Here is a 19,713-nt window from a genome sequence, read left to right as displayed (position 1 = left end):
TAAGAACGTCCCGTAGCCGGCTCCCCTGGTAGACAGGGACCGTGCGGGCGGCCCGGTTGATCTCGATGGTGTTGCTCCTCCAGTCGCGGGAGACGATGACGGCGGGCGAGCTGGCCCGCGAGCTCGAGGTGTCCGAACGCACCGTCTACCGGGACATGGAGGCGCTGTCGGCGGCCGGTGTCCCGGTCTACGCCGAGCAGGGGCGGCGCGGCGGCTACCGGCTCGTCGGCGGCTACCGGACGCGGCTGACCGGCCTGACCCGCGAGGAGGCCGAGGCGTTGTTCCTGTCCGGGCTGCCCGGCCCGGCCGGGGACATGGGCCGTGGCGACGCGGTCGCCGCCGCCGAGCTGAAGGTGCTGGCGGCGCTGCCCGCCACGCTGCGGGACGCGCCCGCACGGGCGGGTCAGCGCTTCCATCTCGACGCGCCCGGCTGGTTCGGCGAGTCGGGCCCGCCGCCGCTGCTGCGCGACCTGGCGAGGGCCGTCTGGGACGACGAGTCGGTCGAGCTGCGCTACCGCCGCCGGGGCACCGAGGTCGAGCGGACGGCCGACCCGTACGGGCTCGTGCTGAAGAACGGCACCTGGTACCTGGTCGCGCGGATCGACGGCAGGCCCCGCACCTACCGCGTGGACCGGGTCACCGCCGTCCGGCCGACCGGCGTCACCTTCGACCGCGACGACGATTTCGACCTCGCCGGGCACTGGCGGGAGCAGGCGGCCGCGTTCGTCCGCTCGATCCTGCGCGAGGAGGTCACGGTCCGCCTGTCCCCCGCCGGGATGCGGGTCCTGCCGTACGCCGTCGAGCCTTACGCGGCATCCCGGGCGAAGGAAGGCGCCGGGCCGCCTGACGAGAAGGGCTGGGTGGTCACCGTGCTGCCCGTCGAGTCGATGGTGGTCGCGGCGTCCGAGCTGATGCGGCTCGGCCCCGAGGTCGAGGTCCTCGGCCCGCCGGAGCTGCGCGCCCGGATGGCGGAGGCCGCCGCCCGCCTCGCCGAGCTGTACACGTCCGGCTGACCGGTCGAGAGGGCGCGTCCCGAGACGTCTGTCAGCGGTAGCCGGTCACGTCGGCGGGCAGGTCCCGGCCCTGGACTTCGACGAGGTAGCGCCAGGCGTCGGGACGGCTCCCGTCGGCGTCGGTGAACCCGTAGACCTGGGCGAGCCCGCCACTGGACAGGGACGCGCCGTTCCAGCGGGCCCGGTCCGGGTCGGCGGCGAGGGCGGCGACGGCGCGTCCGACATAGGTCGGCGACTCGGAGATCGCGAAGTGCGGGACCGTCTTCGTCGCGTCCCGCCAGGTCTCCTCGGTGACGCCGAAGTTGTCGAGCATCGCCTCCGAGCGCAGCCAGCCCGGCGTCAGCGCCACCGCCGTCGCGCCGTGCGGGGCTATCTCCTCGGACTGGGCGAGCGCCATCCGGATCACCGCGCTCTTGACGAGGTCGTAGAAGTACCCGACGTCCTTGCGGTAGCGGGCGTTGTAGTCGGCGGTCCCGTCGGTCATCTCGACCACCAGGCCGCCGGGCTCGCGGATCAGCAGGGGCAGCGCGCGGTGACTGGTGATGGCGTGCGTCTCGATGCCGAGCCGCAGCATCCGCAGCCCGCCGTCGAGGGACTGCTCCCACAGCGGTCTGCCGAACTCGAAGTAGGAGTCCGATCCCCAGACGTCGTTGACGAGGACGTCCAGCCGCCCCCGCTCGGCGTCGATCCGTTCCACCAGCGCGGTGACCTGCGCGGGGTCGAGGTGGTCGACCCGGACGGCGATGCCCTCGCCGCCCGCGGCCGTGACCAGCTCCGCCGTCTCCTCGATGGTCTCGGGACGGTCCATCTCCGACCGGCTCGTCCGGGTGGAGCGTCCCGTCACGTACACGGTCGCGCCCGCGGCGCCGAGCTCGACGGCGATGCCGCGGCCCGCGCCGCGCGTCCCACCCGCGACCAGCGCGACCGTGCCCGTCAGTGTCTTCTCATGGGTCGTCTCATGGGTCATGGGAAGGATGCTGGCATCGAAACCTGACAGGTTATGTCAGCGTTCCATCCCGAGCCGGGCGATTTTCGGTCAGGTGAAGATGCTGACCCCGCCGGGGCCGACGAGGAGGCCGACCACGATGAGGACGGCGCCCCAGATCAGTTCGCGGCGGGCGAGGATCACGTAGATACCGGAGATCACCAGGATCGCGGCGATAAGCCAAAGAATCGTCATCATGGCGGGCGGGATCCCCGCCCACAGTGCCCGGAAACAGGCGATTGGTTATGGACAAACCGAAACACCCGATATGTCCCCGCGTGCGGAGAGGGGATCGCTCCCCTCTCCGCCGGGATAACGGCGATCACCGCGTCGCAGAAGTGCGGCGCCGTGGCCGGTCACCAAGTCTTCCGGTCCGCGCGTCACGGCGACAGCGACCTCAGGACCATTTAGGTCCGCACGATCTCCTGCCAGGGGACTAGGACCGGCTCAGTCTGAGGACGTTCGCGACGATCCGGTGCCCCGCCCCGCCCGTCGCGGTGAGGATCGACTCCGGGTGGAACTGCACGGCCCAGTGCCGCCGCGCCGGGTCCTCGATGCCCATCACGACGTCGCCGGTCAGCGCCGTGACCCGGTACCCCTTCACCCGATCGGGCGTGGTGTGCAGCGAGTGGTAGCGGGCCGCCGTGAACTCGTCCGGGAGTCCCTCGAACAACGATCCCTCCGCCGCCGTCCCGGTCACCTCGACCTGGCCGGGCTTGCCGTGGGACGGCTCGGGCAGCAGCGTCAGCTCGCCGCCCGCGTGCTCCACCATCGCCTGCAACCCGAGGCAGACGCCGAATACCGGGAGGTTGCGCTCGTCCAGCGCGTCCAGCAGCGGGCGGGTGGCGAAGTCCTCGGGACGGCCCGGTCCCGGCGACAGGACGACCAGGCCGGGATCGTGCTCGTCCAACATCCGCAGTGGGAAGCCGTGCCGGAGCGTGACGACGTCGGCGCCCTGCTGGCGGAAGTAGTCGGCGAGTGTGTTGACGAACGAGTCCTCGTAGTCGACGAGCAGCACCTTCACGCCGTCGCCCGGCCGTTCGGGGGCCGCCTCCGGCGCCGTGGTCTCCGCCTCGGACTCGGCGAGCGCGCCCAGCAGCGCGCTGGCCTTGAGGTGCGTCTCGCGCTCCTCCGCGTCGGGGTCGGAGTCGTACAGCAGCGTCGCCCCGGCCCGGACGGTCGCGACGCCGTCCCGGATCTGCGCGGTCCGCAGCGTCAGCCCCGTGTTCATCGACCCGTCGAATCCGACGCAGCCGACGGCGCCGCCGTACCAGCGGCGCGGCGAGGCCTCGTGGTCCTCGATGAACTGCATCGCCCACGTCTTCGGCGCGCCGGTCACGGTGACCGCCCACATGTGGGTGAGGAAGGCGTCGAGCGCGTCGAAGCCGGGACGCAGCCGTCCCTCGATGTGGTCGACGGTGTGGATCAGCCGCGAGTACATCTCGATCTGCCTGCGGCCGAGGACGCGCACGCTGCCTGGCACGCAGACCCGCGACTTGTCGTTGCGGTCGACGTCGGTGCACATGGTCAACTCGGACTCGTCCTTGGTGGACGACAGGATCGCGCGGATCTGCTCGGCGTCCTCCAGGGCGTCGTCGCCGCGCTTGATCGTCCCGGCGATCGGGCAGGTCTCGACGCGGTCGCCGGTGACCCGCACGAACATCTCCGGCGACGCCCCGACCAGGTACTCGCCGTCGCCCAGGTTGAACAGGAACTCGTACGGCGCGGGGTTGGTCTCGCGGAGGCGCTCGAAGAACGCGGTGGGCGCGTCGCACCGCGCGTACATGGCGTGCCCCGGCGTGACCTCGAACAGGTCGCCGCGGACGAACTTCTCCTTGGCGTCCCGCACCATCTGCGCGTACACGCCGGGCACGGGCTGCGGCGGAAGCTCCGCCCGCGCCGCGACGGGCGTCGGCTCGGTGGCGCGCGCCAGCCCCACGGTGCTCCGCTGACCGTCCTCCAGCCCCCGCCCCCCACCATCCAAACGACGAGCTCCGCTCGGCTCACCGTCCTCCAGCCCCCGCCCCCCACCATCCAAACGACGAGCTCCGCTCGGCTCACCGTCCTCCAGCCCCCGCCCCCCACCATCCAAACGACGAGCTTCGCTCGGCTCACCGTCCTCCAGCCCCCGCCCCCCACCATCCAAACGACGAGCTTCGCTCGGCTCATCCACCTCGAAGTCGTACGACATGCGGTGGGACGTCTCGCGCTTGCGGTCGACGACGACCAGTTCGTCGGGCAGGTGCAGGACGAGGTCGCGCTGGTCGGCGGGACGCTCCAGGTTCGTGCGCAGCGGCTCGAACTGGAGCGACAGGTCGTACCCGAACGCCCCGTACAGGCCGAGGTGCGGGTCGTCGCAGCCGAACAGGTCCGTGACGGCGCGCAGGGCGGTGAACACGGTCGGCTGGCGGCTGCGCTCCTCCTCGGGGAAGAACTCCTCGCCGGGCGGGACGAACACCTCGAAGACCCCGGGCTCGTCCGCGCGCACCTCACCGGTGGGACGCAGGACGGCTGCCAGCGCGGGCAGCAGCACCCGGCCCCGCTCGTTCAGCGCCCGCACGGCGACGACCCGGCCACGGGCGACGATCTCCAGACACGGGTCGACATAGGCCATGTGCCAGCGGCTGTAGCGCCCCGGATACTCCATGCCGGAGCTGAGCACTCCGCCGCGCCGCTCCCCCACCGCGGCGACGAGGGCGTTCAGGGCGTCGGACTTGCGGCCCGAATCGACCGGGGTGGCGGTACGGGTCACCCGTACGCCCCCGCCCGTCACGAACTGGGTGACGAACTCGCCGGTCGGCGGGTGTTGTGAGTCGGTGTCCACCGCGGTGGCCCCTCATGTCGGGCCCTCACCAGGCGACGACGCGCGAAGGCGACCGCCGATGAGGGCGATCGCCTGATGTGAACGTGCACGAACCGGCGTCGCCTCAGCGACGCCACCACCACTGGTGAGCTACGGTCCGCATGCGGCGAGGCTACCACGGCCCCGCCCGGGCCCGGTCGCGCCGCGACGCGGCCCCCGGTGGAACGCTCCGCCCAGTCGTGCCGTGACCGAGATCACACTGTGATCAACGCGCGTGTACTCTCGCCCGGCCGCACTCTCCGGCACGGTACCGTCACGCGATCCGGACGGGCCCGCCGCCCCGTGACGCATGACCCGCCCCGCGACGCATGACCCGCCGTGTGACGCATGACGAGGAGGACTCCCGTGGCTCCCGACAGCCCGCAGGACCAGAACCAGGACCCGCCGCCGTCCCCGCCCGCAACCCGCTCCGACCGGAGCGCCTGGAACTGGCTGCTGCTGCTCCCGATCGTGGTGCCGCTGCTGACGTTCGTCTACAACGACGAGGAGCCCCGCCTGGCCGGGTTCCCTGCCTTCTACTGGATCCAGCTGTCCTTCATCCTGCTCGGCGTCGCGAGCACGGTCGTCGTGTACCGCATGACCAGGAAGCGGGGCTGAGCGCGATGGCACGCGACCATGTCACCGAGATCGTCGTCTTCTCCGTCCTCTTCCTGCTGGTCAGCGGGATGGGGTTCGTCGCGGCGCGCTGGCGCAGGGGCGGCACCCTGGACAACCTGGACGAGTGGGGCCTCGGCGGCCGCAGCTTCGGCGGCTGGGTCACCTGGTTCCTGATCGGCGGCGACATCTACACCGCGTACACGTTCGTCGCCGTCCCGGCGCTGGTGTTCGGGGCGGGCGCGGCCGGGTTCTTCGCCGTGCCGTACACGATCGTCGTGTACCCGATGGTCTTCCTGTTCCTGATCCGGCTGTGGTCGGTGTCGCACGTGCACGGGTTCGTCACCCCGGCCGACTTCGTCCGGGCGCGGTTCGGGTCGCCGACGCTGGCCCTGCTGATCGCGATCACCGGGATCGTCGCGACGATGCCCTACATCGCGTTGCAGCTGGTCGGCATCGAGGCGGTGCTGAAGGCGATGGGCGTGAACGGCCACTGGCCGATCGTCATCGCGTTCGTGATCCTCGCGGCCTACACCTACCAGTCCGGGCTGCGGGCACCGGCGCTGATCGCCTTCGTCAAGGACGCGCTGATCTACCTGGTGATCATCGTGGCGGTGCTGTACATCCCGGCGAAGCTCGGCGGCTGGGGCGACATCTTCGGCGCGGCCAAGGCCAAGTTCGACGCGACGCCCGCGCCCGGCGACGGGATCACGATCGCGGGCAGCGGCCAGCTGAACTACGCGATGCTGGCGCTCGGGTCGGCGATGGCGCTGTTCCTGTACCCGCACAGCGTCACCGGCGTGCTGGCCGCCCGCAACCGCGACACCATCAAGCGGAACATGGCGGCGCTGCCCGCCTACAGCCTGGTGCTCGGCCTGATCGCGCTGCTCGGCTACATGGCCATCGCCGCGGACGTGACGCCGGTGATGACCGACGGCAAGCCCGACGCGAACACCGCCGTCCCGGTCCTGTTCGACCAACTGTTCCCCGACTGGTTCACCGGGGTCGCGTTCGCCGCCGTGGGCATCGGCGCGCTGGTCCCTGCGGCGATCATGTCGATCGCGGCGGCCAACCTGTTCACCCGCAACATCTACCGGGAGTACATCAAGCGGGACGCCACCGAGCGGCAGGAGGCGACGGTCAGCAAGCTGGTGTCGCTGGTCGTCAAGGCCGGGGCGGTGGCGTGCGTCCTCGCGCTGGACCCGCAGTTCTCCATCGACCTCCAGCTGATCGGCGGTGTGATCATCCTCCAGACGCTGCCGTCGGTGGCGCTCGGCCTGTGGACCCGCTGGTTCCACCGGGGCGCCCTCATCGCCGGGTGGGCGTGCGGCATGGCGGCGGGGCTGTGGATGCTGTACCAGATCCCGAACCCGACGAAGGGCAAGGAGCACTTCGGCGGCTCGGCCTATCCGCTGGACGATCTCGGTCTCGACACCGACATGACGGTGTACGCGGGGATGCTGGCGCTCGCCGCCAACGTCGTCGTCGCGGTCGTCGGCACCCTGGTGTGCCGGGCGGCGCGGCTGGCGGACGGCGTCGACGCGACCCGCACGGCCGACTACTTCGCCGACGAGGGCGACCCGAAGGTCAAGGACGTCGACCTGGCCGCCAGCACCTGACCCGGCGCCCGCGTCCGTGTCGCGGCTCGGCTGGCGCGCCCGCGCGCGGCCGAGTCGCGGCACGCTCGGCGCGCCCACGCGGCCGTGTCGCACGCCCACGCGTCGAAGTCGCGGCACGGGTCGGCGCCACGCGTCGGAGTCGCGGCGCGGTCGGCGCGCCACGGCTGACCAGTGATCGAACATTCCGGAGATCGTCCCCGTCAAGATCAGCCGCTTGACCGGAGGCGGCCACCGCTTCGCTGCCTGCGCTTTCCCAAATGGCCTGATCAGGGCCAGGGATCTTGGCAAATTATTAGGATAGTTTCCTATTCATGCCGAATAGACCAGCGGCCGCATTGACGGCCGCCGCGCTCACGGCCGCCCTACTCACGGCGGCCCCGGCGGGGGCGGCGTCGGCGGCCTGCAATCCAGACGCACGCGATCTCCAGGTGACCTACCAACCGGTGGACCACACCGTCGCCGACGCGAAATACCACCTCGCGCGGCTCACCATCGACAACAACGACAGCGGGTGCGCGCTCGGCGGCGCCGGATGGGCGATGTACTTCAACGCCGTCCGGCAGCCCGTCGCCGTGCTCGCGGGCGAGACCGGCGACATCGGTCGCAAGCAGCTCGCCGACCAGGGTCTCGCCGTGACCCGCGCGGACGACGCGCGGAGCGGCGACCTCTACACCCTCAAACCGCTCGCCGGGTTCAAGCCGGTCGGGCCGGGCGAACGACGCGCGATCGACATCTACTTCGAAGTGTGGGCGATCCACAAGTCGGACGCTCCCAACGGCTGGACGATCTCCTACGGCGGCGACACCCCGCACTGGGTGCCCGCCAAGTCCCTGCTCGACCCGGCGGACCCGAAGCAGACCACCGCGTTCTCCGGTGACAAGCGTCCCGTGGAGACGGCGGCCACCCGGTACGCCGACAACACGTCCAAGAAACTCGACCTGACGCTCCAGCAGAGCCTCGTCCCGCAGCCGCTGTCGGCGAAGACGTCCGGCGGCACCGTCGCGATCGGCAGCGGATCCCTCATCTCGGCCCCGCGCGAACTGAGCCGGGAGGCCGGCTACCTGCGCTCCGCGCTGAGCGACATCTCGACCGAGCAGGGCGTGCCTATCTCGCTGAACGTCGACCCGAAGCTGGACGTCGACGGCGACGGCGCCCCCGACTCCGAGGGCTACACGCTCACCACCGGCGGCGACGGCGTCGAGATCGTCGGCACCGACCCGGCGGGCGCCCTGTACGGCGTGCAGACGTTGCGGCAGCTCGTCCCGGCCGGAAGCTACCGCGCCGCCGCGGCCGGGCACCTGGCGCGGACGGTCGCCGTCCCCGCCGCCGAGATCGCCGACGCGCCGCTGTTCGGGTACCGCGGGCTCCAGATCGACGTGGGCCGCCACTTCGAGACCAAGCAGACCATCCTGAAGTTCCTCGACCTGATGAGCTTCACCAAGCTCAACAAGCTGCACCTCAGCCTGACCAACGACGAGGGCTGGCGGCTGGAGATCCCCGGGCTCCCCGAGCTGACCGACTTCGGCTCCAAGCGGGCGCTGGACCTGAAGGAGAAGGACGGCCTGCACCAGGGCATGGGGTCGGCGAACGACCTCGGCGACGGCGACGGGATCTCCGGGAAGGCCAAGAACGAGACCGAGGCCAACCTCGGGCGCGCCCCCGCCTACCAGGGCTTCGAGCAGAACACCCTGAACTTCGTCGGGAAGGGCAGCGGGCACTACTCCGTCAGCGATTTCGAGGAGATCCTGCGGTACGCGGCCGACCGGCACATCCAGGTCGTGCCCGAGCTGAACTTCCCGGCGCACGCACGCGCCGCCGTCCAGTCGATGGAACGCCGCTACCAGAAGACGCACGACGCGACGTACCGGCTGCTCGACCCCGACGACACGAGCAAGCACACCAGCGTCCAGTACTACACCGACAACCTCGCGAACCCGTGCCTGGACAGCACCTACACCTTCCTGGTCAAGGTGGTGTCCGAGGTCGCGAAGATGTACAAGGACGCGGGCGTCCCGTTCGAGCGGCTGAACATGGGCGGCGACGAACCGCCGGGGCCGCAGGACGGCTGGTGGTCCGGGTCCCCCGCGTGCCAGAAGAACCCGCAGACCAAGGGCAAGTCGGGTGAGGAGCTGAAGGAGCTGTTCTTCGGCATCTACAACACCATCGCCCACAAGTACGCGGGCAGCACCGCCGGGTGGGAGGACATCACCGACCCGACCCGCGAGTTCCGCCTCAAGGGCTTCGCGCCGCTGCCGTGGCAGAACGTGTGGGGCTGGGGACGCGAGGACTGGGCGTACCGGTTCGCCAACGAGGGCACGCCCGTGATCCTCGCCCACGCGACGAACCTGTACATGGACCTCGCCTACAACAAGGACCCGGACGAGCCCGGCTACTACTGGGCCGCCTACGTGGACGAGAAGAGCACCTTCACCTACCAGCCGTTCAACGTGTACGCGAACGCGACCGTCGACCGCTGGGGCAACAAGATCGAGCCGAACCCGGCCTGGACGAAGCTCACCCCCGATGGCCGCAAGAACATCCTCGGCCTGGAGGCCCAGCTGTGGGCCGAGAACGGGAAGGCCCCCGGGATCCGCGAGTACCAGGCGTTCCCGAAGCTCCTCGGCGTGGCCGAGCGGGCCTGGAACCGCGACACCCCGGCGCCGGACAAGATGGAAGCCGCCTGGAACGTCTTCAACAACACGCTCGGACAGAAGACGTTCCCGCTGCTGTCGTCCTACAAGCCGGTGGGGTTGAGCGGCACGGGCGTCAACTACCGCATTCCGCTGCCCGGCGCGAAGATCTCCGGCGGGACGCTGACGGCGAACGTCCGCAACCCGGGCCTGGACGTCGAGTTCTCCACCGACGGCCGGTACTGGCGGACCTACAACGGCCCGGTGAAGGTCGGCGCCTACGCGCTGACCCGCACCCGCGCCGTCGACGGGCGCACCAGCCGCATCTCGCAGGTGGGGCTGCCCGCCTGGCAGAACGGCACGTCCTACAAGCCCGGCGCTCTGGTCCGTCACCAGGGCGAGCTGTTCCGGGCGACGCGGGAGGGACGCGGCCAGGAACCCGGCCGCACTGACGGCTACTGGGCGCTGCTCCAGTAACTCCCCGCACGGCATCGGCCCGGTCGTCCGCTCCCCCGGACGGCCGGGCCGTTCCCCTTTTCGACGTCAGGCGCGGCCGTACTCGTCGTCGAGGCGCTCGATGTCGTCCTCGTCGAAGTGGCCGAAGGCGATCTCCATGACGCGCACGGCCGGACCGTCGGACCCGAGCCGATGGGTGTCCCCGGCCCGAATCAATATCCGCTCCCCCACGGCGGGCAGCACGCGGCGCCCTGCCACCTCGAACACCGCGCCGGGGTCGAGCGCCACCCACAACTCGTCGCGGTCGCGATGCCGTTGCAGGCTGAGCCGCTGCCCGGCGGCCACGTGAATGATCTTCACCGTGGACGGCTCGTTCAGCGTGAAGCGCTCGAAGCTCCCCCACGGCCGTGTCTCGGTCTCCACGTCCGGCTCGGGTCGCACGTCGTTCTGGGGGCGCGCGTCGGTCTGCACAGTCACCTCGGGGATCGTCGTTCGTCGGACGGCTGCGGGCCACGGGCACCGGACGCGGCGGCCGGCAGCCCGCCGAGGACGAGGTCGGCGAGACCGTCCACCACGGCCTCCCGCGGCACCTCGCTCTGGTCGAGCCACCAGTCGCCGGCGGTCTGCACCATGCCGACGATCGCGTGGCCCCACACGTAGGCGCGGGTCCGGTCCGTGACCTCGCCCTCGGCGATCATCACCTCGGCCAGCTCCCGGCTGATGTCGCGGATCGTCGTGCTCATCGCGCTGTGCGTCGCCGTGTCCTCGGCGCTGGCCCGGTGCATCAGGAAGCGGTAGAGGTTGAGGTTCTTGGAGATCGTCGCCAGATAGGTGTCGATGGTGGACCGGGTGCGCGTCCGGATCGGCTCGTCGCGGGAGAACTCCTCCCGGATCCCGTCGATGAGCTTGCGCGTGTGCCGCTCGGCCAGCGCCTGGTAGAGGCCGCTCTTGGCGCCGAAGTGGCGGTACAGGATCGGCTTGCTGATGCCCGCCTCCGCGGCGATCGCGGCCATGGACGCCTCGGGGCCCTCCCGCTGGATGACCCGGTCGGCGGCGTCGAGCAGGGCGCGGCGACGCCCCGGATCGCGTCGCGACCCCGGCCCCGGTCCACCCCCCGTCCTCGTCATGGACAGCACGGTATCGGGTCGGCGGACCCCGAGCCCGATGATCTCGACACCGGGGATATCGCTCGTCCGCGAGCGATATGGGACGGTTCGTGCGCACGCCGCGCCCGGCGGCCGAACAGCGACAGGAGAACCGGATGAGGACAGCCCGCGATCCAGGCACCGTGCACGCACCGATCGCCGGATACACCCACCAGATCGAGGTCACCGGCACACCGCGCTGGCTGGTGCTCTCCGGGCAGATCGGCAAGCGGCCGTCCGGAGAGGTGCCGAGCGACCCGGCCGAACAGCTCGCGGTCGCGTTGGACAACGTCACCGCGCAACTCGCCGCCGCCGGGATGGACGTCGCCGACCTCGTCAAGGTCACCTTCTACCTGGTCGGCGACGTCGACACCGCACGCCGCCGCGAGGTGATCACCCAGTGGTCGGGCGGCCACCGCCCCTGCATGACCGTGTTGTACGTCTCGGCGCTCGCGGCGCCCGAGTATTACGTGGAGGTGGACGCCTGGGCGTGCCGAGACGAGCAGTCCCGCTAGCGGTCGGACGGCCAGGGGAAGGACCCGGACACCGTGACTCAAGAGACGCGGGGTCAGCGTGCCGGGTCCTTCTTCCAGGGGCTGACCGCGAGTCGTCCGGTGGTGCCCAGATCGAGTTCCGGAGTGATCATGATGGGCTTGGCTCCGGATTTGGCCCTGACCCTGACGTAGGGGACGTTGACCGGCGTACCGCTGGCGTCGTTGGTGTTGCGCCACATCAAGCCGGTGCTGGCCGTCTGGCCCGGGTTCAGGACCACCGGCCGGGCCGGAGCGTCGAAGTCGTCCACGGTGGCGATGCCGCCGCTGCCCTTGAGGATCCTGACGGCCTTTACGGGTTTCCTGTCCTCGTCCAGAAGTTGCAGGAGCGGGAAACCGTTGAGGCGGTAGACGCGGGTCCCGCAATTGGTCAGCCGGACCCCTACGACACGCAGCCCCATGGCGGCGTCTCCGGCGTCGGCCGTCAACCGCACCCCGGAAGACGGGCAGGGCCCACTCTGAGCTGGAGCCTCAGCGGTGGGGACCCGCCGGACCTTGGCGATGCGCACCCGCCCTTTGCCACCCGACGGCACACCGTTCAGACGGACGGTGCGTCTGACGGTCTGGCCGGGCCCCACGGCGGGCACCGTCTGCTCGGTGTTCTCCAGCACTCCGCCAGAGCCGGAAAGCGCATCAAAGGTGATGGCGTAGGTGAACGGCTCGCTCTCGTGGTTGGTGACCTCGAACTCAGCCGAGATCACCGGGGGCGTCTCCCGACGGGACCAGTCACTCATACCGGTGATCCTCACCCCGTCCCGCGCCAGATCATCAGGGTCACCGGGAAGATCCGAGCTACCGGACGCGGCCGCGTTCACGCCGCTGGCCGTCGACCCGTCCTGCGTGCCACACGCCGTCATGAACGCGGCACAGGCGAGGACAGTGGTCAGTACAGGGAACGTAGCGACGCGCATCCCGCTATCTCACCACAAGCAGAAGGATGCGCCGTCTGGGGATGCGTCGACGGCAGGCCGCCATCCGGGAACGGCCGCCCCAGCGATTCGACTCGGTGCGTGAAGGCGCAGGTAGCACGGTGGTCTGCTGGGTACGGGTAGTACCGGAATGCGGCGGACAGCCGGGGGACGCTAGATGGACGGTGTCGACGGGCGCGGGACGCGGTGGCTCGGGCTGGAGACGTTCGACTCGGCGCCGATCGCGGTCGCTCTCACGGTGGGGCCTGAACACCGGCTGGTCTACACCAACCACGTCTACCGGGCCCATGTCGGAGGTCGGCCGCTCGGCCGGCCGATCGCGGACGCCTTCGACGATGAGACGCGGCGCGACTACCGCGACATGTTCGACCAGGTGCTGGCCACCGGGGAGCCGGTCAGCCTCGTCGGAGCACCGGTGAGACTGGCGTCTGCCGGTACGGATGGCGAAGACCTGTTCTTCTCGTTCAGTTTGTCCCGTGTCGACGGTGCGCGGCCCGGGGTGTTGGTGATCGCGATCGAGGTGACCGAGCAGGTCACCGCGACGCGCCGGGCGGACGAGGCCTTGATCGACCAGGAGCGGGTCAGGCGCCGGTTCGAGAGCCTGGTGTGGCTGAACGCGCAGATCGTGTGGGTGGCGGATCCGGCGGGCCAGGTGACCGAGTCGAGCGGCACCTGGGAACAGATGACGGGACAGAGCTGGGAGGACTACAAGGGCGAGGGCTGGTCACGTGTGCTCCACCCCGACGACCGTCAGGCGGCGCTGCGGTCATGGAAAAACGCCCTCCGGCAGGAAAGTTCCTGGCACTACACCTACCGAGTGCGCACGCTGGAGGGTGAGTACCGGCACTTCGACCTGCACGCCGCGCCGGTGTTCGAGGACGGTGTCGTCGTGGAATGGGTCGGAACCTGCACCGACGTCGAACGGCAGTGGCAGGAACGACAACGCCGCGAACTGCTCGACCGTGCCGCCGCGGCGGCACGGGAGCGGACCGAGTTGACCGACATGTTCGCCGCGCTCGCCGAGGTTCTCGTGCCCGCCCTGGCCGACGGGTGCGGCGTGCATCTGCTGCCCGACCTGGTCGACCGTCCAAGCGGGGCCCCGATCGTCGTGCACCGCATCGCCACCGCGTCGCTGGGGGGAGTCCGTCGACAGCCGCCGAGCGGGGAGGAGCGGTTCTCCCCCGACAGCGGATTCGCCCAGGCCATCAGGCACCGCCGTCCGCTGCTTCGCGTGTTTCCGCCGGGCCGTCCACCCGCGGACCTGCTCCCCGAGACCACCGTCCGCTGGTTGACCGAGGCCGGGGCCACCAGTGTCGTGCTGATGCCGGTCATCGTCGACGGGATCGTCGCCGCCGCGGTCACCGCCGCCCGACGCGGCGACCGCACGCCCCTGAACTCGGCCGACATCGCTCTCATGGAGCAGGTCTTCGACCACACCCATGACGCGCTGAGCAGCGCCGTCCAGTTCCACCGCACCCAGCAGCTGGCGCGCGCCCTCCAGTACAGCCTGCTCGCCGACCCACCCGAACTCGACGCGCTGGAACTCATCGCCCGGTACCTTGCCAGCCCGGCCGCGGCCGAAGTGGGCGGCGACTGGTACGACTCGTTCGTCCTCCCCGACGGTGCGGCCGTGCTGATCATCGGCGACGTGACCGGCCACGACCTGGCCGCCGCAGTCGAGATGAGCCGCCTACGCAACATGCTCCGCGTCCTGACCGCCGAACATCTCACGCCACCCGGAGCCATCCTGCGCCGTCTCAACACCGCCATGCAGACGGTGGCCCCGGACGCCACAGCGACCTGCATCCTGTCCCGCGTCGAAGAATCCCAACCCGGCCAGTGGCAACTCGACTACGCCGTCGCCGGACATCCGCCGCCACTGCTGATCGCCCCCGGCGGCGCCGCCCGTTTCCTGGACGACATGCCCAACCCCCTCCTCGGATCCCCACTCGACCAGCCGTACCACAGCTCGACCGAGCCGCTGCCGCCCGGATCCACCGTAGTGCTCTACACGGACGGTCTCATCGAACACTCCGGCGAGCATCTGGACACCAGCCTGGACCGGCTCCGTCGCCACGCGTCCGCCCTCGCCTCCGGCCCGTTGGAGCACTTGTGCGACGGTCTCCTGGACACCATGCCGAGCGCCGGCACCGACGACATCGCCATGATCGCCCTACGCGTCAACCCATAGGCCGCGTCGCGTTCGACGCTCTCCGGGCATCAGCGCGACGCGCCATTGACTCTGCCCTCCCCGCTCGTCGGTGGCTGCCAGCCGAGGGCCGGGTCGAGCGCGGACAGCATGGTGGAAGAGGGGGTCAGTCGGAGCAACCAGTCGCGCAGGAGAACGGCCGGGGCCGAACTCCATTGCGCGAGCAGCTCCGGTATCGGGTCATGCCAACCGTTGAAGCGCCGCCGCATCTCGGTCAGCTCGCGATCGGGGCTGCGCTGCCCTTCGGGGGCGTTGGCGACGCCGAACACGTACACCCGGCCGTCGGGGAGAGGAGCGATGTCGAGCCGTGCGCCCCGCCCCCAGCTCTCCCCACCCACCGCCAGCCGCCGACCGGGGTCGGGGACCAGCCGCCAGGCCGTGTACCCGGCGTGGCGGGGTGACGGAGCCTGCGGCCACAGCGAACCCCGCACCGCACTGCGCATCCCGTCGGCCCCGACCAGCAGGTCGGCACGCGACGTCCCCTGGCCGTGCTCAACCTCGACATACGAGCCGTGGTCCCTGACAGCTGTGACCGTGGCGTTCGTACGGACAACGCTGGGAACGGCCCCACGCAGGATCTCGAACAGATCCGCACGGTGGATCATTACCAGCGGGCCGTACCGGCGTCCGAGCTCCTCGGTGTCCGTACGAGACAGCCAGCGACCAGAGCTGTTGCGGATACCGGCCTCGGTCTCGACCAGCGCATGCGCGCGGACAGAGCCCACCGAGCCGTCGCGCGGGAGCACCTCACCGCCGTGGGCGCGTCCGACCCGCCGTCCCAAGCACCAATATTCGTGGCCTTCCTCGACGGCGTCGTCTTCGATCACCTGGCAGGCGCCAGCGAACGCCGCCCGACCCACGACGAACTCCGCGAGACCTTCCTCAATCTGCTCCACAGCTTCACCACCCCACCCCACCCCTAACCTCACACCACAACGCCGCCCTCGTCGGAGCACGCCCGCGATGCCGTCGAGCATGGCCCGCGGTGGTGCGGACTTGAGCCCGAGGAAAGCGGCGGTGGCGACGCTCACCAGCGGCGCGATCAGCGAGATGTCGGCTTGGCCGTTTTATCCGGATCCGCACGGTCCCTCTTCGGGACTACGCGTGGCAGATGGAAGCCGTTGCGAGGGTGGAAAGGGGGTGAGGAGAAATCACACCAGGCACTGATGCCGGATCACGCTGGGAACCGATGTGGGCCGGTCCTCGCAGCGACATGATCCATGCAGGTCCCGACCACTATCGCACAAGGACATCAATGTCAGCTCATGCAGCGCCTATGAGCCCCGCTGGTGTGCCCGGCCGCACCCTCGCGATGCTCACCGGCCTTGCGGTGGCGTTGTCCGCCGCCTTCGTCGTCGCCCCGGGCTTCCTGGCGGGCATCGGGCCGGGTCGCGGTTTCACCGGTAAACGCGACCTCGTCGAAGCTCTCCGGACGTCATTCATCGGATACTGGAACTCTGGCGACCAAGATCTGTCCCCGAGCCTGGAAAGGGTCGTCGACTGCTGGTTCCGCTATCACCTGGCCAAAGCCGTGATCGCCGCACTCTTGCTGATCGTGCTCGTCGCGCTCGGCGTCAGTGTCTGGAAGGCATTCGTGAAGACCGACGGTCTCGGGGCGGGAAAGAGCGCCGCGCTGGCCTCGACCGGCGTTCTGGTCACAATGCTCGCGCTGTTCTCGCTGGTGGCGGTGATGGCCAACGTCCAGGGCATGGTCGCCCCCTACTCCTCGCTGCTGCCGATGTTGACCGATACGACCGACGCCCAGCTCACCGGCACGCTCGATCAGATCCGGCGGCAACTGGCCGACTCCTCGGGCACGGACGGTCACGCCGCGCCCGCCCTGCAATTGATGACTGACGACTTCGCTCGTTACCACGTGGCAATGGCCGTGATCGCCGCGATCGTGGCGGCCACCCTCATCGCCCTCAGCGCGGTCTTGTGGAGGCGGTTCGCGCGCACGGAGCGGTCAGGCAAACGGACCAGGCGAGTCCTGGGATCGTTCGGTGCCCTCTCAGCCCTACTCGCATTGGCCGGGATCGTCGTCGCCGCGGCGAACACCGCCACCGCGGCCGACCCGGCACCGGCACTCCTGGACTTCTTCCAAAACGGATGGTGAATCCCCCGCCCGCGCTGGTTCCACCCCCCTGACCTCGCTCTCAGAGTAAAAGTGGCCGAACGAACGTCTTTCCAAACCGCTTGAGCGTTTCACCCGGCATTGACTCCACCCGCCACCGCATCCTCCCGGCAAGTGCGCCCGAGACGACGTTGAGCGGACCCAGTAGCGGAGGCCAGGTTGCGCCCTACGTAGACGTCGTGGGTCATCCTCGGCTTGGACTAGCCAAGGTGATCGGCGATCGCGCAGGCGCTCAGCCCGACATGGTGCAGGCGGGTCGCGACCGTCCGCCGCCAGGTGTGGGACGTGATCGCCCCGAACACGTCGGCGTCCAGGCAGGTCAGGACTCCCTCGCCCACTGCCGCATCCGCACCGTGACCTTCCACCATCCACCTCCCACGGGCTCGCTCGGTTCGGTGGGGTGCGGTTCGGCGGGCACGCCGGGCTCGACGAGGCGACCTTCTCCGGGAGCGCGGTCAGCGAGCAATGACCGTCTTCCCAGAGAGGTAAGCACGTCGTCTCATCTGCGGAGATGCCAGATCGTGGAAACCATCAGCTCTCCCAGCCTGACCCGGTCGGCCGCGGCCGCTCCCGCCCAAGCGCCCGCCGACCCGCCAGATATGCGGACCGAGGAGGGGCGTGTTTATCGCCCGTCGAACCGGGCATATGCGAGCGAGGTATCAAAGGATATCAACAGCCTTTCAAGGATCAACAGTGCCGCCCCCAACCAAGACCAATCCCTCTTCTTCGGAAGAAGTGACACGCTGGTATGTCATACTGCTGCGATCGGCTGCCGTCACCCTTGTCCTCGCAGCCTTGGTGGCATTTTTCTATTACACGCTGCATGTGACGCTCAGTTCTGTCCACGACAACGGCCAAGCCGGCGGGAACACAGACCCCGGCCACTCGCTGCGCTTTTACCTCGATCGGCCTGCCAGCGAGGCCCTGACGCAGATCGGCGGAAACCTGGCCTTGCTCATGCCGTTGGGAGCGCTACTTCCCACGGTGTTCACCCGCCTGCGCGGCCCGCTGCGGCTGGCCTTGGTCGGCGCGCTGGTGTCACTGTCGATCGAAACGGCACAGGGTCTCCTGATCACGGGCCGGGCCTTCGACATCGACGATGTCATCCTCAACACCGCGGGGGTGGTGGCGGCCTATCTCCTGATCGGACGCAAAACCTCTCGCCTGGTGCGCGGAAAAAAGTGATCCGGCAGGCCTTGGATGCCGCCTGCGTCGCCCCTCATTGTCCGCACCAAAACCCCCGCCTCCCCCACCAGAGTCGAGATGCCCGCTGACGCTGCCGAGGGGTCGGATTGATCGTCGACCACGCCGGACAACCGGCGGTTCGCCAGGAGTCCGGCATTAGAGTCTGTCTGTGGAGGACGCTGAGACAGCCGCGGGAATTGACGGTGGCCTTGATTGGAGCGACGGCTCCGCAGTCTGGGAGGCGGATCTTCTCCCCACGGAGGTTCGGGCGGCGTTCGAGCGCGGTGAGGAGATGGCGGGGGTCGCAGTGATCGCTCTGGCGCTCAACCATCCAGAACCCGCGCGAGTGCTGCCGCTGGTCGCGATGGCGATGGAATCCAGCAGCCCGCAGATCCGTGAGCAGGGCTTGGTCGCGATGGCTCACACGGCCAGGCTCCACCGTGCTGTGGACCGGCGTTGTCTAGCCCTATTGAGGTCGTGCGCGCGGGGCAATCCAGCCGATGACGATCTGTGGTCGTTCGTGCCGCATCACCGGCTCCCGTTGTGGCTGCGGTGGTATCACGCCAAGCAGCGGCTCTGGTGGTTGCTTCGCGGTCGGTGGTGATGGCCGCGAAGGAACGGCGGTACTGGAAATGCTGGCGAGCGCGATGGGTGTGCTGGCGATCGCCGCGGAGTAGGTGGCGTGGAGCGCCACGTCGTCGGCTGATGCGAGGACGTGCGCGAGGCGGAGCATCGCGGCCCGGTGGCATTCGGAACAGCAGTCGGCCATCTCGGCGATCGACTCGTTGCCGTTGCCGCGCACCACTCCCGGCAGCCAGTGGTCGACGGTGACCGGCGGACCGGGCGACGGCCGGGGCCGCATCGCAGGCGAGCGGCGCGGCGACACACACTGCCACAGCGAGGTGCCTGCGCAGAGTCGAGGTCATGACCGAAACGCTAGTTTCGCCCGACAGCGGGCCGCGATCCGGCGCACCTCAAGATCACAACGGGGGTTGACCCCAGCAGCGCGGGCAGGGTTCCCCTACTACCCGTGTCTCCACGGGGAGGCGAACCGCAAGGAGTCCGACCGACGGCCTCGGCTGGTTGGTGGCTGCCTGGGCCGCAGTCGCGGTGTGTGTGGACTTGTGCGGGTCGACACTGAGCAGATCATCCGGACGAGACGGCATGGGCAGATCCCCGGCCGACATGCCGACTTCCGGAACCGGACAGGTCAAGGGTCACGGCTCTGTTGAGTCAGGGTGTGACCAGACGCCAAGCGCGGTATAGCCCGGAAAGCCGAACTTCGGTAGGAACATCGCGCGCCATCCCCCGCCCGACGCCTCCTTTCCCCATCGCGGCCTGACCAAAGTGGATGGTAAATGCCTGCTCAGACGCTCCCGGCTCCCGCGCGGCCAGAGACT

At 69.7% G+C, this 19,713-nt stretch carries 18 protein-coding genes; 9 read left to right on the top strand and 9 right to left on the bottom strand.

All coding sequences use genetic code 11. The features are described from left to right. The first annotated feature begins 41 nt into the window (after positions 1-41). Positions 42-1,013, top strand: a complete 972-nt coding sequence (locus ABD808_RS04310) for a helix-turn-helix transcriptional regulator (RefSeq protein WP_344890069.1) — start codon at positions 42-44, stop codon at positions 1,011-1,013. A gap of 31 nt (positions 1,014-1,044) precedes the next feature. On the opposite strand, the gene ABD808_RS04305 is transcribed toward ABD808_RS04310, so the two are convergent. From ABD808_RS04305 to ABD808_RS04295, 3 genes are all read right to left on the bottom strand, one after another. Continuing rightward, positions 1,045-1,980, bottom strand: coding sequence for an SDR family oxidoreductase (locus tag ABD808_RS04305; RefSeq protein ID WP_344890066.1), 936 nt, complete (start codon positions 1,978-1,980; stop codon positions 1,045-1,047). A gap of 69 nt (positions 1,981-2,049) precedes the next feature. Then, positions 2,050-2,196 carry a GPGG-motif small membrane protein gene (locus tag ABD808_RS04300; RefSeq protein WP_344890063.1) on the bottom strand — a complete coding sequence of 49 codons (147 nt, stop codon included), beginning with the start codon at positions 2,194-2,196 and terminating at the stop codon, positions 2,050-2,052. 238 nt (positions 2,197-2,434) lie between these two features. After that, positions 2,435-4,822 (bottom strand): anthranilate synthase component I, encoded by a 2,388-nt coding sequence (locus ABD808_RS04295; RefSeq protein WP_344890061.1) that lies wholly within the window; start codon positions 4,820-4,822, stop codon positions 2,435-2,437. Between the two features lie 384 nt (positions 4,823-5,206). Between ABD808_RS04295 and ABD808_RS04290 the strand changes: the two genes are divergently transcribed. The 3 genes from ABD808_RS04290 to ABD808_RS04280 all read left to right on the top strand — a co-directional run bounded on the left by ABD808_RS04290 (position 5,207) and on the right by ABD808_RS04280 (position 10,181). Then, complete coding sequence (locus tag ABD808_RS04290) at positions 5,207-5,458, top strand: DUF3311 domain-containing protein (protein WP_344890058.1); 252 nt, start codon at positions 5,207-5,209, stop codon at positions 5,456-5,458. Positions 5,459-5,463: 5 nt separating this feature from the next. Beyond that, entirely contained in the window at positions 5,464-7,074 is a 1,611-nt protein-coding gene (gene mctP, locus ABD808_RS04285) for a monocarboxylate uptake permease MctP (protein ID WP_344890055.1), read from the top strand. Between the two features lie 311 nt (positions 7,075-7,385). Then, positions 7,386-10,181 (top strand): family 20 glycosylhydrolase, encoded by a 2,796-nt coding sequence (locus tag ABD808_RS04280; protein ID WP_344890052.1) that lies wholly within the window; start codon positions 7,386-7,388, stop codon positions 10,179-10,181. 66 nt (positions 10,182-10,247) lie between these two features. On the opposite strand, the gene ABD808_RS04275 is transcribed toward ABD808_RS04280, so the two are convergent. Together ABD808_RS04275 and ABD808_RS04270 are read right to left on the bottom strand one after the other, a co-directional pair. Beyond that, positions 10,248-10,637 carry a phosphomannose isomerase type II C-terminal cupin domain gene (locus ABD808_RS04275; protein ID WP_344890048.1) on the bottom strand — a complete coding sequence of 130 codons (390 nt, stop codon included), beginning with the start codon at positions 10,635-10,637 and terminating at the stop codon, positions 10,248-10,250. Further along, the gene (locus ABD808_RS04270) at positions 10,634-11,287 is read right to left on the bottom strand and encodes a TetR family transcriptional regulator (RefSeq protein WP_344890045.1); all 654 of its coding nucleotides are present in this window, start codon (positions 11,285-11,287) and stop codon (positions 10,634-10,636) included. Before ABD808_RS04270 ends, ABD808_RS04275 begins: the two co-directional genes overlap by 4 nt. 134 nt (positions 11,288-11,421) lie before the next feature. On the opposite strand from ABD808_RS04270, the gene ABD808_RS04265 reads away from it, so the two are divergent. Beyond that, positions 11,422-11,820, top strand: a complete 399-nt coding sequence (locus tag ABD808_RS04265; RefSeq protein ID WP_344890042.1) for a RidA family protein — start codon at positions 11,422-11,424, stop codon at positions 11,818-11,820. 53 nt (positions 11,821-11,873) lie between these two features. Here the strand turns inward: ABD808_RS04265 and ABD808_RS04260 are convergent, their stop codons facing one another. Further along, positions 11,874-12,590, bottom strand: coding sequence for a DUF4232 domain-containing protein (locus tag ABD808_RS04260; RefSeq protein ID WP_344890039.1), 717 nt, complete (start codon positions 12,588-12,590; stop codon positions 11,874-11,876). Between the two features lie 352 nt (positions 12,591-12,942). Between ABD808_RS04260 and ABD808_RS04255 the strand changes: the two genes are divergently transcribed. Next, positions 12,943-14,976 (top strand): SpoIIE family protein phosphatase, encoded by a 2,034-nt coding sequence (locus tag ABD808_RS04255; protein WP_344890034.1) that lies wholly within the window; start codon positions 12,943-12,945, stop codon positions 14,974-14,976. 29 nt (positions 14,977-15,005) lie between these two features. Here the strand turns inward: ABD808_RS04255 and ABD808_RS38450 are convergent, their stop codons facing one another. Then, positions 15,006-15,437, bottom strand: coding sequence for a flavin-dependent monooxygenase (locus tag ABD808_RS38450; protein ID WP_425548886.1), 432 nt, complete (start codon positions 15,435-15,437; stop codon positions 15,006-15,008). A 45-nt stretch (positions 15,438-15,482) separates the two neighbouring features. On the opposite strand from ABD808_RS38450, the gene ABD808_RS38445 reads away from it, so the two are divergent. Then, positions 15,483-15,917 carry a TetR/AcrR family transcriptional regulator gene (locus ABD808_RS38445; protein ID WP_425548885.1) on the top strand — a complete coding sequence of 145 codons (435 nt, stop codon included), beginning with the start codon at positions 15,483-15,485 and terminating at the stop codon, positions 15,915-15,917. Positions 15,918-16,270: 353 nt separating this feature from the next. Further along, complete coding sequence (locus tag ABD808_RS04245; RefSeq protein WP_344890027.1) at positions 16,271-17,110, top strand: hypothetical protein; 840 nt, start codon at positions 16,271-16,273, stop codon at positions 17,108-17,110. A gap of 218 nt (positions 17,111-17,328) precedes the next feature. On the opposite strand, the gene ABD808_RS04240 is transcribed toward ABD808_RS04245, so the two are convergent. Beyond that, positions 17,329-17,466 carry a hypothetical protein gene (locus tag ABD808_RS04240; protein ID WP_344890022.1) on the bottom strand — a complete coding sequence of 46 codons (138 nt, stop codon included), beginning with the start codon at positions 17,464-17,466 and terminating at the stop codon, positions 17,329-17,331. A 355-nt stretch (positions 17,467-17,821) separates the two neighbouring features. Between ABD808_RS04240 and ABD808_RS04235 the strand changes: the two genes are divergently transcribed. Continuing rightward, on the top strand, positions 17,822-18,313 hold the full coding sequence (locus tag ABD808_RS04235) for a VanZ family protein (RefSeq protein ID WP_344890018.1): 492 nt from the start codon (positions 17,822-17,824) through the stop codon (positions 18,311-18,313). Between the two features lie 466 nt (positions 18,314-18,779). Here the strand turns inward: ABD808_RS04235 and ABD808_RS04230 are convergent, their stop codons facing one another. After that, the gene (locus ABD808_RS04230; protein ID WP_344890015.1) at positions 18,780-19,115 is read right to left on the bottom strand and encodes a hypothetical protein; all 336 of its coding nucleotides are present in this window, start codon (positions 19,113-19,115) and stop codon (positions 18,780-18,782) included. Between the last annotated feature and the right edge of the window lie 598 nt (positions 19,116-19,713).

It is taken from the genome of Actinomadura meridiana, assembly GCF_039537545.1.
GTDB lineage: Bacteria > Actinomycetota > Actinomycetes > Streptosporangiales > Streptosporangiaceae > Spirillospora > Spirillospora meridiana.
The sequence above is the reverse complement of the archived record's forward strand: the minus strand, read 5'-3'. Positions and strand labels throughout refer to the sequence as shown.

What these genes read in the sequence shown, in the direction of transcription:
- ABD808_RS04305 (WP_344890066.1), bottom strand. Translation starts at nt 1,980, where the DNA reads ATGACCCATGAGACGACCCATGAGAAGACACTGACGGGCACGGTCGCG.
- ABD808_RS04260 (WP_344890039.1), bottom strand. Translation starts at nt 12,590, where the DNA reads ATGAGTGACTGGTCCCGTCGGGAGACGCCCCCGGTGATCTCGGCTGAG.
- mctP (WP_344890055.1), top strand. Translation starts at nt 5,464, where the DNA reads ATGGCACGCGACCATGTCACCGAGATCGTCGTCTTCTCCGTCCTCTTC.
- ABD808_RS04255 (WP_344890034.1), top strand. Translation starts at nt 12,943, where the DNA reads ATGGACGGTGTCGACGGGCGCGGGACGCGGTGGCTCGGGCTGGAGACG.
- ABD808_RS04280 (WP_344890052.1), top strand. Translation starts at nt 7,386, where the DNA reads ATGCCGAATAGACCAGCGGCCGCATTGACGGCCGCCGCGCTCACGGCC.
- ABD808_RS04245 (WP_344890027.1), top strand. Translation starts at nt 16,271, where the DNA reads ATGAGCCCCGCTGGTGTGCCCGGCCGCACCCTCGCGATGCTCACCGGC.
- ABD808_RS38450 (WP_425548886.1), bottom strand. Translation starts at nt 15,437, where the DNA reads ATGCGCAGTGCGGTGCGGGGTTCGCTGTGGCCGCAGGCTCCGTCACCC.
- ABD808_RS04300 (WP_344890063.1), bottom strand. Translation starts at nt 2,196, where the DNA reads ATGATGACGATTCTTTGGCTTATCGCCGCGATCCTGGTGATCTCCGGT.
- ABD808_RS04265 (WP_344890042.1), top strand. Translation starts at nt 11,422, where the DNA reads ATGAGGACAGCCCGCGATCCAGGCACCGTGCACGCACCGATCGCCGGA.
- ABD808_RS04270 (WP_344890045.1), bottom strand. Translation starts at nt 11,287, where the DNA reads ATGACGAGGACGGGGGGTGGACCGGGGCCGGGGTCGCGACGCGATCCG.